A 14,789-nucleotide genomic window follows, 5' to 3' on the forward strand; every position below is an offset into this window, starting at 1 on the left:
CAATAATTGCCTGATGGCGCTACGACTCATCAGGCCTACAAACTCAACCCGTAGGCCGGATAAGGCTAATTTTTAGCCATCCGGCAAAATCTTGCCATCGGTTGCAGTTATAACCCTTAATGCTAGCGCCGAGCGGGTATATCGTCTACGTTCACGTTATCTTAATTTAAACCGTAAGCTATTACTCCAAAAGGGGGCTGTCTCTTTTATTGACCGCACGCATCCTGTATGATGCCCCCAGTCTAACCTTATCAACGCTGGTACTATTCCCGCACACATGACCCTTTTAGCGCTTGGTATTAACCATAAAACGGCACCTGTATCGCTGCGAGAACGCGTAACGTTTTCGCCGGACACGCTCGATCAGGCGCTGGACAGCCTGCTTGCGCAGCCAATGGTGCAGGGCGGGGTGGTGCTGTCGACGTGTAACCGTACGGAGCTTTACCTCAGCGTCGAGGAGCAGGATAACCTGCAAGAGGCGCTGATTCGTTGGTTGTGTGAATACCATAATCTGAATGAAGACGATCTGCGCAGCAGCCTTTACTGGCACCAGGACAACGACGCCGTCAGCCATTTGATGCGTGTTGCCAGCGGCCTGGATTCGCTGGTGCTCGGTGAGCCACAAATTCTGGGTCAAGTGAAAAAAGCGTTTGCGGATTCGCAAAAAGGTCACCTGAACGCCAGTGCGCTGGAACGCATGTTCCAGAAATCCTTCTCGGTTGCCAAGCGCGTTCGAACTGAAACCGATATCGGCGCCAGCGCGGTATCCGTTGCTTTTGCCGCCTGTACACTGGCGCGTCAGATATTTGAATCTCTTTCCACGGTGACCGTGCTGTTGGTCGGCGCAGGTGAAACCATCGAGCTGGTGGCGCGTCATCTGCGTGAACACAAAGTGAAGAAGATGATTATTGCCAACCGCACGCGTGAACGCGCACAGGTTCTGGCAGATGAGGTCGGTGCCGAGGTGATCTCACTGAGTGAAATCGACGAGCGTTTGCAGGACGCCGATATCATTATTAGTTCCACAGCCAGCCCACTACCGATTATCGGTAAAGGAATGGTGGAACGCGCGCTTAAAAATCGCCGCAATCAGCCGATGCTGCTGGTCGATATCGCTGTACCGCGCGATGTTGAACCGGAAGTTGGCAAACTGTCTAACGCCTACCTGTATAGCGTTGACGACCTGCAAAGTATCATTTCGCATAACCTGGCGCAGCGCAAAGCGGCGGCAGTGGAGGCTGAGACGATCGTTGAGCAGGAAACCAGCGAGTTTATGGCCTGGCTGCGCGCCCAGAGCGCAAGTGAAACCATCCGCGAATACCGCAGTCAGTCAGAACAGGTTCGTGATGAACTGACCGCCAAAGCGTTGGCTGCTCTTGAACAGGGCGGTGATGCGCAAGCTATTATGCAGGATCTGGCCTGGAAACTGACTAACCGCCTGATCCATGCACCAACCAAATCACTTCAACAGGCTGCCCGTGACGGGGATAGTGAACGCCTGAATATTCTGCGCGACAGCCTCGGGCTGGAGTAGCAGCACACCAATCTCATTTTTTACAGGGTGCATTTACGCCTATGAAGCCTTCTATCGTTGCCAAACTGGAAGCCCTGCATGAACGCCATGAAGAAGTTCAGGCGCTGCTCGGCGATGCGGGAACTATCGCAGACCAGGAACGCTTTCGTGCATTGTCGCGCGAATATGCCCAATTAAGCGATGTATCTCGCTGTTTTACGGACTGGCAACAGGTTCAGGATGATATCGAAACGGCACAGATGATGCTCGACGATCCTGAAATGCGTGAGATGGCGCAGGATGAACTGCGCGAAGCAAAAGAAAAATGTGAACAGCTGGAACAGCATCTGCAGGTTCTGCTGCTGCCAAAAGATCCGGATGACGAACGCAACGCGTTCCTGGAAGTTCGCGCGGGTACCGGCGGCGATGAGGCCGCACTGTTTGCCGGCGATCTGTTCCGTATGTACAGCCGTTACGCTGAATCACGCCGTTGGCGCGTCGAGATCATGAGCGCCAATGAAGGTGAACATGGCGGTTACAAAGAGATTATTGCCAAGGTGAGCGGCGACGGTGTGTATGGTCGTCTGAAGTTCGAGTCTGGTGGCCACCGTGTACAGCGCGTACCGGCCACTGAATCGCAGGGGCGTATTCATACCTCCGCCTGTACGGTAGCGGTGATGCCGGAACTGCCAGAGGCCGAACTGCCGGACATCAACCCGGCCGATTTGCGTATTGACACCTTCCGTTCATCGGGGGCGGGTGGTCAGCACGTTAACACCACCGACTCGGCAATCCGTATTACCCACTTGCCGACCGGTATTGTGGTGGAATGCCAGGACGAACGTTCGCAGCATAAAAACAAAGCGAAAGCGATGTCGGTGCTGGGGGCGCGTATTCGTGCAGCCGAAGTGGCAAGGCGTCAGCAGGCAGAAGCTTCTGAGCGTCGTAACCTCTTGGGTAGCGGCGATCGCAGCGATCGTAACCGCACCTATAACTTCCCGCAGGGGCGCGTGACAGACCATCGCATCAATCTGACGCTTTACCGTCTGGACGAAGCGATGGAAGGTAAGCTGGACATGCTCATTGAGCCAATTGTCCAGGAATATCAAGCCGACCAACTGGCGGCATTGTCCGAGCAGGATTAATGGACTATCAGCACTGGCTGCGTGAGGCGATAAGCCAATTACAGGACAGCGAAAGCCCGCGCCGTGACGCCGAGATCATACTCGAGCATGTCACTGGCAAGGGGCGGACTTTTATTCTGGCATTTGGCGAAACGGAATTAACCGGGGCGCAGCGTGAACAGCTGGACTCTCTGGTGGCGCGCCGCCAGCGGGGAGAGCCTGTGGCACACTTGACCGGTATTCGCGAGTTCTGGTCGCTGCCGCTGTTTGTTTCTCCGGCAACGCTAATACCGCGCCCGGATACCGAATGTCTGGTTGAACAGGCGTTGGCGCGTCTACCGGCCTCGCCGTGTCGTATTCTTGATTTGGGTACCGGCACGGGGGCAATTGCGCTGGCGTTGGCTACCGAGCGCCCGGATTGCGCGGTAACTGCAGTTGACCGCATGCCAGATGCTGTTGATCTGGCGACGCGTAACGCACAGCACCTGACCGTCAGTAATGTTCGCGTATTGCAAAGCAACTGGTTTAGCGCCCTGCAGGGGGAACAGTTTGACATGATTGTCAGCAATCCGCCGTATATCGATGAGCAGGACCCGCACCTGGCGCAAGGCGATGTGCGCTTTGAGCCGTTATCAGCACTGGTGGCGGGCGATCATGGTCTTGCAGATATTGTGCATATCATCGACCAGTCGCGCAGCGTATTAATTCCCGGTGGTTACCTGTTACTGGAACATGGCTGGCAGCAGGGGCAGGCAGTGCGCGATGCTTTTCTTCGCGCGGGTTACCAGGCTGTTGAAACCTGTCGCGACTACGGCGGCAACGAACGAATTACGTTCGGACACACCGCATTATGACTACATTCAGCGTGCTACTTAGCATTCATCTTATCAGCATCGCGCTTTCTGTCGGTCTGTTAACGTTACGTTTCTGGTGGCGTTATACCGACGGACGCCTTGCATCTGCGCGCTGGTCGCGTATTGTGCCACCGATCATTGATACCGTTTTATTACTTAGCGGCGTGGCGTTGATCGTTAAAACGCACATCCTGCCATTCACCGGGCAGGGGACATGGCTGACTGAAAAGCTGTTTGGGGTTATCATTTACATCGTTTTGGGTTTTATTGCGCTCGATTATCGTCGGGCGCGCAGCCAGCAGGCGCGATTAATCGCTTTTCCGCTGGCGCTGGTGGTGCTGTACATCATCATTAAACTCGCCACCACAAAAATACCGTTACTGGGGTAAGTCATGAGGTCGTTAGCTGATTTCGAATTTAATAAAGCGCCATTGTGCGAAGGAATGATCCTGGCATCGGAATCTATCCGCCTGGATTTCCCTACGCAGTCTGTCTATGCCGAACTGGAACGTCTGGCAAGTCTGGCGCATGAAGAAATTAGCCAGCTCCTGTCTCAGGATGAGCAACTGGAAAAACTGCTGGCACTTTTTTACGGCGAATGGGGGTTTACGGATACCCGCGGCGTCTATCGTCTTTCTGATGCACTATGGCTCGACCAGGTTCTGAAAAATCGCCAGGGTAGCGCTGTGTCGCTTGGCGCAATCTTATTGTGGATTGCCAATCGGCTTGATCTCCCGCTGGTCCCGGTGATTTTCCCGACGCAGTTAATTCTGCGTATTGAATCGCTGGATGGCGAAATGTGGCTGATCAATCCGTTCAATGGCGAAACGTTAAATGAGCACACTCTGGAAGTGTGGCTGAAGGGGAATATCAGCCCGGTTGCTGAGTTATTTAACGAAGATCTGGATGAAGCGGATAATGCGGAAGTGATCCGCAAACTGCTCGATACGCTGAAATCTTCGCTAATGGAAGAGCGTCAAATGGAGCTGGCACTACGCGCCAGCGAAGCGTTATTGCAGTTTAATCCTGAAGACCCGTATGAAATACGCGATCGCGGATTGATTTACGCGCAACTGGAATGTGAACATGTTGCATTAAATGATTTAAGTTATTTCGTTGAGCAGTGTCCGGAAGACCCGATCAGCGAAATGATCCGTGCGCAGATCAATACTATTTCGCACAAACAAATTGTATTGCATTGATTAATGACACTTTACCTACCGTTTAAGGCGATCCTATGAAACAAAAAGTGGTTAGCATTGGCGACATCAACGTGGCAAATGACCTGCCGTTCGTGCTGTTTGGCGGAATGAACGTGCTGGAATCCCGCGATCTGGCGATGCGCATTTGTGAGCACTACGTAACCGTTACTCAAAAACTGGGTATCCCTTACGTGTTCAAAGCCTCCTTTGATAAAGCCAACCGTTCTTCCATCCACTCATACCGTGGACCAGGCCTTGAAGAAGGGATGAAAATCTTCCAGGAACTGAAGCAAACTTTTGGCGTAAAAGTGATCACCGACGTTCATGAAGCCAGCCAGGCACAGCCAGTTGCTGACGTTGTGGATGTAATTCAGCTTCCGGCATTCCTTGCTCGTCAGACCGATCTGGTGGAAGCCATGGCGAAGACCGGTGCCGTTATCAACGTGAAAAAACCGCAGTTCGTAAGCCCTGGTCAAATGGGTAACATCGTGGATAAATTCCATGAAGGCGGTAACGATAAAGTTATTCTGTGCGATCGTGGTGCCAATTTTGGTTACGACAACCTGGTTGTGGATATGCTGGGCTTTAGCGTGATGAAAAAAGTTTCCGGCAACTCTCCGGTTATTTTTGACGTCACTCACGCACTGCAGTGCCGCGATCCGTTCGGCGCTGCTTCCGGCGGTCGTCGTGCGCAGGTTACCGAACTGGCGCGCGCTGGTATGGCGGTAGGTCTGGCAGGTCTGTTTATTGAAGCACACCCGGATCCAGCGAATGCGAAATGTGATGGTCCGTCCGCGCTGCCGCTGGCGAAGCTGGAACAGTTCCTGACGCAGATTAAAGCGATTGATGATCTGGTGAAAAGTTTCGACGAACTGGATACTGAAAACTAAACTGCGGTTTTTGTCTGCCGGATAACACGCCTGAGCGTTTTATCCGGTCTGCAAAACCAGGCATGTAAGCCCGATATGCGTTAACGCTTATCGGGCTTTTTTACACGGTCAGGCAAATATCGTCATCAGATAGGCGATGAAAAGTGCCAGATGTGCCGCACCGTTTAGCACGTTAGTGCGCCCCGTTGAGAAGGAAATATGGCACAGCACCAACGAAGAAACCATCACGATCATCTCTGGCGCGCCTAAGCCAAATACCAGATCGTTCCCCGTCGCCCATGCAATCAGTGTCACCACCGGTACTGTCAGTGAGATGGTGGCTAATACTGAGCCGAAGAACAAATTCATCGCACGCTGTACTTGATTGCTGAGCACCGCTTTTAGTGCTCCCAGCCCTTCCGGGGAGAGGATCAACAGAGCAACCAGGAAACCAGTAAATGCGACTGGTGCATTCAGCTCAGTTAACAGAGTCTCCAGAGGATTGGCATTCATTTTGGTCACGGCGATGACCGCAATTAAATGGATGATAAGCCAGGCAGCATGCCACATATTGCTGTGTGCTGATGGTTTACCGTGATGCGGATCGTCGTCGTCGCTTTCATCCTCATGCTCGTAAATAAACAAGCTCTGGTGTGTTTTGGTCTGAATCAGCAGAAATACGCCATACATTGCCGCAGAGATTAACGCTACCAGCAGCGCTTGCGCGGTAGTGAAGTTTGCTTCCGGCAATGCCATCGGAAAGACCAACACAATAATAGCCAGCGGGAACAAAGCAATTAAATACTGCTTAATTCCAAACAGGTTCATATACTGAGTGGCAAATTTTTGCCCACCCAGCAGTAATGAAAAACCGACCAGACCGCCGGTAACAATCATAATGATGGAGTAGAGCGTATCGCGCATTAGCGTCGGTGCGGCATCACCAGTTGCCATTAATGCGGAAATTAAACTAACTTCAAGAATAACTACCGAAAGGCTCAGGATTAACGAGCCATAAGGTTCGCCCAGACGGTGGGCTAATACGTCAGCATGACGGACAACGCTAAAAGCGCTGCTTAATATACCAACAAGGGCAAGAGCATTAATGCCGATGACCACTGGTAGTGACTGACTGCTCCCCCATAAGAACAGGACTACCAGCGCCAAAATCGGGAAGACGAGCGAGGTCTCCTTGTGGCGGGTTTTAACCGCCTCATGTGCATGTGTCATTTAATTAATTCTCCATCTCTGCAGGTATTTATAATTATAAATGTATTAAAGAATGTAAAAAATAACAGATCTCTCGGTATTTCCGATCTGTTTTTACGTAATTTTACGGCATGAGTCAGTTTTTGCCTCAAAGTGAGTAAAATCGTTTATCTTGTTTATAGAGTGTTTAAATAACAAAGTGTTAGCTTCCATTGAGCACAAAAATTGACAATGGTGATGATGCAAATACTCGGAGAATTGGGGTCATCGGAACAGGATATAAAGTGCCGTTGAGCCTTTGTTGTCTTGCAAGCTGTCGGTGAATTGCCTATTGTCCTGGTATTGGTTTCAAAATGAGCAGTAAAAAAGCCCGGAAGGCGTCAAAAGTTGTCGCAGGGAAGTCGCAGTGGCGGAGGTGTAAGGTGTTAACGCGTGATTTTTTGTTGAATGCCGACTGTAAAACGGCATTTGGTACAATTGAAGAATCACTACTCTGGTCAGCGGAACAACGGGCAGCCTCACTGGCAGCCACGCTCTCTTGCCGACCTGATGATGGACCGGTGTGGATCTTTGGTTATGGATCGTTGATGTGGAACCCGGCTTTAGAGTTTGAAGAGTCCTGTACCGGGACGTTGGTTGGCTGGCATCGGGCTTTTTGTCTGCGTCTGACTGCGGGGCGAGGAACGGCGTGTCAGCCAGGACGTATGCTGGCTCTGAAGGAGGGCGGGCGCACGACCGGTGTCGCATATCGCTTACCGGATGCCACCCTGGAACAAGAGCTTTCCCTGCTGTGGAAGCGTGAAATGATTACTGGCTGTTATCTTCCAACCTGGTGTCAGCTGGCGCTGGATGATGGCAGGACGGTCAATGCGCTGGTCTTTATTATGGATCCGCGTCACCCACTGTTTGAGTCCGATACCCGAGCGCAGGTCATCGCGCCGCTTATCGCTGCCGCCAGTGGGCCATTAGGGACTAACGCACAGTATTTGTTCTCGCTGGAACAAGAGCTTTCCAGATTGGGAATGAAGGATGATTGTCTTAACGATCTGGTGATAACCGTCAAAAGATTGTTGGGTGAGGATCTGCCGGAAGGAGTTATGCGACCAGGATATGCGTAAGCGAGAACCCGCTTACCTGTAAGATGCCCGATAAGCGTATGCGCTATCGGGCCTTTTACAATCAGGCTGCAATATAACTGATTGAGTGCTCCAGCGACTGGCTGTGACTGTCGATCAGCACATTCCAGACGCCTGTGTACGGTACGGTCAGCCACGCGTTATCACGATCCTGCACGCTTAAAATGTCAGTCTGCATGTCTTTGACGTGATTTTTCTCGCTCATCAGGTGGATGTGACAGCGCTCAGAGCAGCGCACAACCACCGTATCTCCACCAAATAACTTTAAACTTGCCTTCACTAATGCCATTTTTCACCCCGTTCTTGAAAACAACGTACTCTCTTTCGAAAGTGCTGCGTGATGTTGTTCACATTTCACTCATTGCATAACACCAAAGGGGGAGTAACAGGATGCTGATTTTGATCAAAAAATGGCATAACGATTAAACAAAAATGACAAAATCCCTCAGAAGCGTTGAAAGGGCGTGCTAACTTTCAGTGAAACCACGCCCATGTAAGATTAAATCGGGGAATAGCTGCTCCTGGTAGTGCGCTTGCCTGAAACTTAGCGAATCAGAAGGTCAGAACCTTATCTGCCGCCAGCGTCCACTGTGCCAGTTCTACCAGCGTACCGACTTCCACTCCGTCGATTAATGGCAATGCGGTGATCCCGCGTCCATCGGTGCAGGTTTTGCAGAGTTTTACCGGCACATTTTGTGCGGTCAGAATTTCCAGCATTTGCTGAATATTGTAGCCTTCCGCGGGTTTTTGCCCACGTAACCCAGCTGTCACTGCGTCCGACATCAAAAACAGACGTAGCTCCAGGCTACTCTCCTGTTCACGCAGCGCAATGGCCAGACGCAGACTATTGAATAACGATTCGCTTCCATAGGCCGCACCGTTCGCGATGATCACAATCTTTTGCATTTTGACTCCGGTTGTCAGGGGACAGGATTACTCATCAGCATCTATGTTACTCCGTGTTGTTTGTATGGAAAAGGAAGCATGAGTGAAGGGGCGGGTCACAAGTACTTTTCGTCCAGGGATAATCCGGAAAAGAGAGAGCAGGGCTGCAAATATTGCGTGAAAACGCTATGGTTTAGGATATGTATGCCGCTGTAATTTATTGATGTAAGAAACAACTGACGTTTTGAGCCGTATAGTCTGTAGTCCGCTGTATCTCCTCCTACTCTTGCCGCCGGCAGGCGGTATTGCCAGCGCACCCCCTTCCTTTATTCAGAAAGCTGAAAACCCTTTCGACAATAATGATGATGGTCTGCCTGACCTTGGCATGGCACCGGAGTCCAGGGCAGGAGAAAAGCATTTTGCTGAAATGGTTAAAGCGTTTGGCGAAGCCAGTATGACCGACAACGGGCTTGATACGGGCGAGCAGGCGAAGCAGTTCGCGTTTGGCCAGGTGCGTGACACGGTGAGTGAACAGGTTAATCAGCAGCTTGAATCATGGCTTTCTCCCTGGGGAAGAGCCAGCGTTGGGCTCCAGATTGATAATGAGGGCAGTTTTAGCGGCAGTCGTGGTAACTGGTTTATACCCTGGCAGGATAATCAGCGTTACCTTACCTGGAGCCAGTTGGGGCTGACTCAACAGGATGAGGGATTAGTCAGTAATGTGGGTATCGGACAACGCTGGGTGCGGGACGGTTGGTTGCTGGGCTACAACACCTTTTACGATAACCTGTTGGATGAAAATCTGTCCCGGGGCGGATTGGGGGCAGAAGCGTGGGGAGAGTATCTGCGCTTATCCGCGAATTACTATCAACCGTTCTCTGCCTGGCAGGAGCGTTCAGCGACGCAAGAGCAGCGGATGGCGCGTGGGTATGACCTTACCGCGCTGATGCGGGTGCCATTTTATGAGCACCTCAATACCAGTGTCAGCGTTGAACAATATTTCGGCGATCGGGTGGATCTGTTTCATTCCGGAGCCGGATACCACAACCCTGTAGCGGTCAAACTGGGGCTAAGCTATACGCCGGTCCCACTGATAACATTGACCGCACAGCACAAGCAGGGGGAAAGTGGAGTGAGTCAAAATAACCTTGGATTAAACCTCAATTATCGTTTTGGCGTCTCCCTGAAAAAACAGCTGATGGTCAGTGAAGTGGCGAGCAGCCAGTCACTGCGTGGCAGTCGTTATGACTTTCCGCAACGTGATAATCTGCCAACGATGGAATATCGCCAGCGCAAATCTCTTTCCGTCTTTTTGGCAACGCCGCCCTGGGATCTCAAACCGGGTGAAACGGTGGTACTGAAGCTTGAGGTCCGTAGTCTGCATGGTATTCGCCATCTGGCGTGGCAGGGGGATACGCAGGCACTGAGCTTAACGGCCGGGACAAATACCCGCAGTGCGGAAGGCTGGACGATTATTATGCCGAAGTGGGACGGTAGCGAAGGGGCAACAAACCGCTGGCGGTTGTCAGTGGTAGTGGAAGACGGGCTGGGCCAGCGTGTCTCTTCCAATGAGATCACGCTATCGCTGGCCGAACCGTTCATCACCGTGTCGGAAAATGATCCTCGTTAAAATACTTCAGGAACTCATTATCAGAATATACGTTCCTGATGCACCCACACCGCTGCTTCAACGCGTGATTTGAGTTTCATCTTCTTCAGCATATGCTTAACATGCACTTTTACCGTGCTTTCGGTGATGTCCAGACGACGGGCAATCATCTTGTTTGGTAGACCCTGGGCAATCAGCTTCAGAATGTCGCGCTCGCGTGGCGTCAACTGGGTAACGTCCCGGTCGGAAGTCGCACGGTTCGCCCGCAGACTGGCAGCCAGAACAGGTGTCAGGGCTTCGCTTAGTACCATTTCACCTGCTGCTGCCTGCTGCAGCGCTTTCAGCAGATCTTCCGGTTCCATGTCTTTTAGCAGATAGCCATCTGCGCCGCGTTTCAGTGCGGTAACAACGTCTTCTTCATGGTTAGATACGCTGAAAACCACGATGCGGCCGGAAAGTGATTTTTCTCGCAACTTATCGAGTGTTTCCAGACCGTTCATTCCGGGCATGTTCAGATCCAGCAGAATCAGATCCGGATCAAGGGATTCAGCCAGCTCAATACCCTGCTCGCCACTACTGGCTTCACCGACCACGGTAATATCGGGCGCCATGCTGACAAGCTGTTTTACACCGGTTCGTAGCATCGGATGATCGTCGATCAACAGGATGGTTGCCGGTTCCTGATTACTCATGGGTATCTCCTTGGACATCTGTGAAGTTTGTTTCGGGAATAAAAGTGACAGTAACTTCAGTACCGCCTGTCTCGCGACGGCGAACGCGGCAATCGCCGCGCAAGCTCTGCGCACGGTCACGCATTATTATCATGCCGTAGTGGTTACTGCGTTCGGCGTTTTCCGGTACGCCGCAGCCGTTATCTTGTACAGTCAGTTTGACCTGCTTGCCATTTTGCACCACCGTCACGATAACGTCATCGGCCTGGGAGTGTTTAAGGGCATTACTCAGGGCTTCGCGGGCAATTTGCAGCAAGTGGATCGCCTGATGGGAAGGCACCAGACGTGGCGGCAATTGATAATCCAGCTTCACCGTAAAGCCAAAGCGGGCGCTGTATTCCTGACAGCTGGCTTCCAGCGCAGGCCGCAATCCAGGTTCCGTTAGCTGCAAACGGAAGGTGGTTAACAGTTCGCGCAACTGCGCCCACGAGGCGTTCAGTTCGTTACGTATTTGACTCAACAGCTCGCGGCTGTTTTCTGGTAGCGCGTCACCCTGCATCTGCAAGCAACTGACCTGCATTTTCATACAAGAGAGAGATTGTGCAATAGAATCATGCAGTTCGCGAGCAATGGTGGCACGCTCCTCCATAACAATCAACTGCTGCTGGCGCTCCTGGTGCCTGTCCAGCGCCAGCGTAGCGGTCAGTTGTTCAACCAGCGTGTCCACCAGTTGCTGTTGGTCGTGGCTGAGATGGCGTCCGTATGGCAAGGTGGCGAGCAGAATACCGTACTGGGTATGTGCATCGGTTAGCCGCCATTTCAGCGTAATTCCCCCGTCAATTGCGGGTTGAATGCCGCGTGGACACAGGTGACACCCTTTTTCATCACAGCTGACAGTAGACTGACAGGTAAACTCCTGATGGTTATCTTCATCCTCCAGATCGTAAACCCGCAGTTCAATATCATGCAGTAATGTTAAATTTTGCAGGCCGTTGAGTACCGGGGAAAGGCGTTCACAAAGTGGTATCTGGGAGTGCAGACGACGATTAGCTTGCCACAGGAAAGAGAGGATCTGATTTTTATGTTCCAGACCTGCTGTTTTCTCCTGGACCCGCTGTTCCAGTACCGCGTAACTTTCGGCCAGTTCCTCTGACATATTATTCAGTGCCGATCCCAGTGCGGCCATTTCATTACGGCCACTGATATGTGCGCGTTGGGTGAAGTCGCGCTGACTGACTGCACGAGCCATCGCCAGTAGTTGTTTCCACGGCTGCAACAGGCGCACGCGTAGCCAGATAATGGTGAAGACCAGCAGCAATGCCATAAATATCGCCATCAGGCGATGCAGCATGACCACGCGTTCAATACGCAGTTCGGTGGTGTGGTCGAAGGCCGTGACCAGTTGATCCAACCCTGTCACGAAACGTGAAACGTCCCCGGCCACCGCTGCGCCATTTTGTGCATGCGCGAGCCCTGGCGCCAGTTCGGTGTGCCAGTAATTCTGCAATGCTTTCAACTGTTCCTGCTGCCCGTCACGGAGCGCGGCGCGAGTCAGTTCCGGGCTAAACGCGGTTTTTTCCATCTCTTCCAGCAGCGGTTGGTCGTCGGCATCCAGTGGCACCGCTGCCAGCAGGCGATAGCTTTGCATTCGCAGTGAGCCCGCTTTGTTGATCGCATGGGCGCTGCCCTGAACCCCCTGAACCAGCCAGCCGGAGACAGCCATACCCGCCACGCCAATAGCAGTGGACAGTAAAACAATAAGCGCCACCTGGTTGACCAGCGTAAGCGGTGAGAGACAACGTTTAAACATGGTGACTTCTTCCTTCGGGTTTTCATTGAGCAGAAAACCTTATTGAATGACGATTCTGCTGCAGGCAGTGGCGTTATTCTCAGCTATACACTGGAGTATACCCATACCTCAAACGGGCTACCCCTTAATTGCCACTGGTGGGAGCGATTCCTGACAGAGGGGAGTAGCGTGTGACAGAAGCGTGAAAAACCACATCTTTTTTACCGATGTTAGCTACTCATTTGGGGTAATGATAAATTTTAAGCATCAATAATGACACCTTTTCCTTTGATTTATATCAACTTACCACCGGCTGTAAACCCTAATGTGGCAGGCATCGAAACAAGTATCAGAGGTGTCTATGAGTCACTCATCTGCCCCGGAAAGGGCATCTGGAGCTGTAATTACAGAATGGCGGCCGGAAGATCCCGTCTTCTGGCAACAGCGTGGTCAACGAGTTGCCAGCCGTAACCTGTGGATTTCCGTCCCTTGTCTGCTGCTGGCGTTTTGTGTGTGGATGTTATTCAGCGCCGTTGCGGTGAATCTGCCGAAGGTCGGTTTCGACTTCACAACTGAACAGCTGTTTATGCTGACGGCGTTACCATCGGTTTCCGGCGCACTGTTGCGCGTACCGTACTCCTTTATGGTTCCACTATTTGGTGGACGCCGCTGGACGGCATTCAGCACCGGTATCCTGATCATCCCTTGCGTATGGTTAGGTTTTGCCGTGCAGGATACCACCACGCCTTTTAGTACCTTTATTGTGATCTCCTTGTTGTGCGGTTTTGCGGGTGCAAACTTTGCTTCCAGCATGGCAAACATCAGTTTCTTCTTTCCAAAACAGAAACAGGGTGGTGCGCTGGGTCTGAATGGCGGTTTGGGCAATATGGGCGTCAGCGTGATGCAACTGGTTGCGCCGCTGGTGGTTTCGTTGTCCATTTTCGCCGTATTTGGCAGTCATGGCGTGGAACAACCGGATGGCACGCAATTGTATCTGGCAAACGCTGCATGGGTTTGGGTACCGTTCCTGGCGGTGTTCACACTGGCGGCATGGTTCGGTATGAACGAACTGGCAACCTCGAAAGCGTCGCTGAAAGAGCAACTTCCGGTGCTGAAACGTGGGCATCTGTGGATTATGAGCCTGCTGTATCTGGCGACCTTTGGCTCCTTCATCGGCTTCTCTGCCGGTTTCGCGATGCTGTCAAAAACTCAGTTTCCGGATGTGCAGATCCTGCATTACGCCTTCTTTGGTCCGCTGATTGGTGCCCTGGCTCGTTCTGCGGGCGGTGCAATCTCTGACCGACTGGGCGGGACGCGCGTTACGCTGGTGAACTTTGTACTGATGGCAGTTTTCAGCGCCTTGCTGTTCCTGACCTTGCCTGTAAACGGTGAGGGTGGCAACTTTATGGCCTTCTTCGTCGTGTTCCTGGCGTTGTTCCTGACAGCCGGTCTGGGCAGTGGCTCTACCTTCCAGATGATCTCTGTCATCTTCCGTAAGCTGACGATGGACAGGGTTAAAGCGGAAGGTGGTTCTGAAGAGAAAGCGATGCGTGAAGCGGCAACTGATACAGCTGCAGCGTTGGGCTTTATCTCAGCCATTGGCGCAATTGGCGGCTTTTTTATTCCAAAAGCATTTGGTACTTCTCTGGCGTTAACCGGTTCGCCTGTGGGGGCGATGAAAGTCTTTCTAATCTTCTATGTCGCCTGCGTGGTAATCACCTGGGTGGTATACGGACGGCATTCTAAAAAGTAAAAAAGTAACAATTGATTATCCATTGCGCGGTGTTAGACCGCGCTTTTTTTTTGTCTGGTTTTAGTTACAACATACTAATGAGTTATTTCAAGGTGACCGCCTGAGATAGTGTGCATGCAATATGCCAGGCAGGGGGCATACCCCTTAATACCCACTTGTAAAGAAATTAACATTT

14 protein-coding genes are annotated in these 14,789 nt (G+C 51.9%); 9 read left to right on the plus strand and 5 right to left on the minus strand.

The window, feature by feature from the left end; translation table 11 throughout:
* Positions 1-277 precede the first annotated feature (277 nt).
* The 6 genes from hemA to kdsA are packed head-to-tail and all read left to right on the plus strand — an operon-like array spanning position 278 to position 5,583.
* Entirely contained in the window at positions 278-1,534 is a 1,257-nt protein-coding gene (gene hemA / locus OGY01_RS06330) for a glutamyl-tRNA reductase (protein WP_045443682.1), read from the plus strand.
* Positions 1,535-1,575: 41 nt separating this feature from the next.
* The gene (gene prfA / locus OGY01_RS06335) at positions 1,576-2,658 is read left to right on the plus strand and encodes a peptide chain release factor 1 (RefSeq protein WP_045443679.1); all 1,083 of its coding nucleotides are present in this window, start codon (positions 1,576-1,578) and stop codon (positions 2,656-2,658) included.
* The gene (prmC, locus tag OGY01_RS06340; RefSeq protein WP_045443676.1) at positions 2,658-3,491 is read left to right on the plus strand and encodes a peptide chain release factor N(5)-glutamine methyltransferase; all 834 of its coding nucleotides are present in this window, start codon (positions 2,658-2,660) and stop codon (positions 3,489-3,491) included. The genes prfA and prmC overlap by 1 nt, the downstream gene beginning before the upstream one ends.
* A complete protein-coding gene (sirB2, locus tag OGY01_RS06345) occupies positions 3,488-3,880 on the plus strand; it encodes an invasion regulator SirB2 (RefSeq protein ID WP_045443673.1) in 393 nt (130 codons plus the stop codon). The genes prmC and sirB2 overlap by 4 nt, the downstream gene beginning before the upstream one ends.
* A 3-nt stretch (positions 3,881-3,883) precedes the next feature.
* On the plus strand, positions 3,884-4,693 hold the full coding sequence (gene sirB1, locus OGY01_RS06350; RefSeq protein WP_045443670.1) for an invasion regulator SirB1: 810 nt from the start codon (positions 3,884-3,886) through the stop codon (positions 4,691-4,693).
* Between the two features lie 35 nt (positions 4,694-4,728).
* The gene (gene kdsA, locus OGY01_RS06355) at positions 4,729-5,583 is read left to right on the plus strand and encodes a 3-deoxy-8-phosphooctulonate synthase (protein ID WP_003020772.1); all 855 of its coding nucleotides are present in this window, start codon (positions 4,729-4,731) and stop codon (positions 5,581-5,583) included.
* Between the two features lie 108 nt (positions 5,584-5,691).
* Here kdsA and chaA read toward each other — a convergent pair whose 3' ends face one another.
* Positions 5,692-6,792 (minus strand): sodium-potassium/proton antiporter ChaA, encoded by a 1,101-nt coding sequence (gene chaA, locus OGY01_RS06360; RefSeq protein WP_045443664.1) that lies wholly within the window; start codon positions 6,790-6,792, stop codon positions 5,692-5,694.
* A 401-nt stretch (positions 6,793-7,193) separates the two neighbouring features.
* Between chaA and OGY01_RS06365 the strand changes: the two genes are divergently transcribed.
* Positions 7,194-7,889: a gamma-glutamylcyclotransferase gene (locus OGY01_RS06365; RefSeq protein ID WP_045443661.1), complete on the plus strand. Its 696-nt coding sequence runs from the start codon at positions 7,194-7,196 to the stop codon at positions 7,887-7,889.
* Between the two features lie 61 nt (positions 7,890-7,950).
* Here OGY01_RS06365 and OGY01_RS06370 read toward each other — a convergent pair whose 3' ends face one another.
* The gene (locus OGY01_RS06370; protein WP_045443658.1) at positions 7,951-8,196 is read right to left on the minus strand and encodes a DUF1883 domain-containing protein; all 246 of its coding nucleotides are present in this window, start codon (positions 8,194-8,196) and stop codon (positions 7,951-7,953) included.
* A 263-nt stretch (positions 8,197-8,459) separates the two neighbouring features.
* On the minus strand, positions 8,460-8,813 hold the full coding sequence (locus tag OGY01_RS06375; RefSeq protein WP_045443655.1) for a DsrE/DsrF/TusD sulfur relay family protein: 354 nt from the start codon (positions 8,811-8,813) through the stop codon (positions 8,460-8,462).
* Positions 8,814-9,036: 223 nt separating this feature from the next.
* Here OGY01_RS06375 and OGY01_RS06380 point away from each other — a divergent pair, with 223 nt between their 5' ends.
* Positions 9,037-10,422, plus strand: coding sequence for a YchO/YchP family invasin (locus tag OGY01_RS06380; protein WP_502873401.1), 1,386 nt, complete (start codon positions 9,037-9,039; stop codon positions 10,420-10,422).
* Positions 10,423-10,442: 20 nt separating this feature from the next.
* On the opposite strand, the gene narL is transcribed toward OGY01_RS06380, so the two are convergent.
* Both narL and narX read right to left on the minus strand, forming a co-directional pair.
* Positions 10,443-11,093, minus strand: a complete 651-nt coding sequence (gene narL / locus OGY01_RS06385) for a two-component system response regulator NarL (protein ID WP_286492673.1) — start codon at positions 11,091-11,093, stop codon at positions 10,443-10,445.
* The gene (narX, locus tag OGY01_RS06390; protein WP_045443650.1) at positions 11,086-12,882 is read right to left on the minus strand and encodes a nitrate/nitrite two-component system sensor histidine kinase NarX; all 1,797 of its coding nucleotides are present in this window, start codon (positions 12,880-12,882) and stop codon (positions 11,086-11,088) included. The genes narL and narX overlap by 8 nt, the downstream gene beginning before the upstream one ends.
* A gap of 340 nt (positions 12,883-13,222) precedes the next feature.
* Here narX and OGY01_RS06395 point away from each other — a divergent pair, with 340 nt between their 5' ends.
* Entirely contained in the window at positions 13,223-14,614 is a 1,392-nt protein-coding gene (locus OGY01_RS06395; RefSeq protein WP_045443647.1) for a NarK family nitrate/nitrite MFS transporter, read from the plus strand.
* The last annotated feature ends 175 nt before the right edge of the window (positions 14,615-14,789 follow it).

The sequence above is a fragment of the Citrobacter sp. Cm038 genome, from assembly GCF_030333105.1.
GTDB classification, from domain to species: Bacteria; Pseudomonadota; Gammaproteobacteria; order Enterobacterales; family Enterobacteriaceae; genus Citrobacter; species Citrobacter murliniae.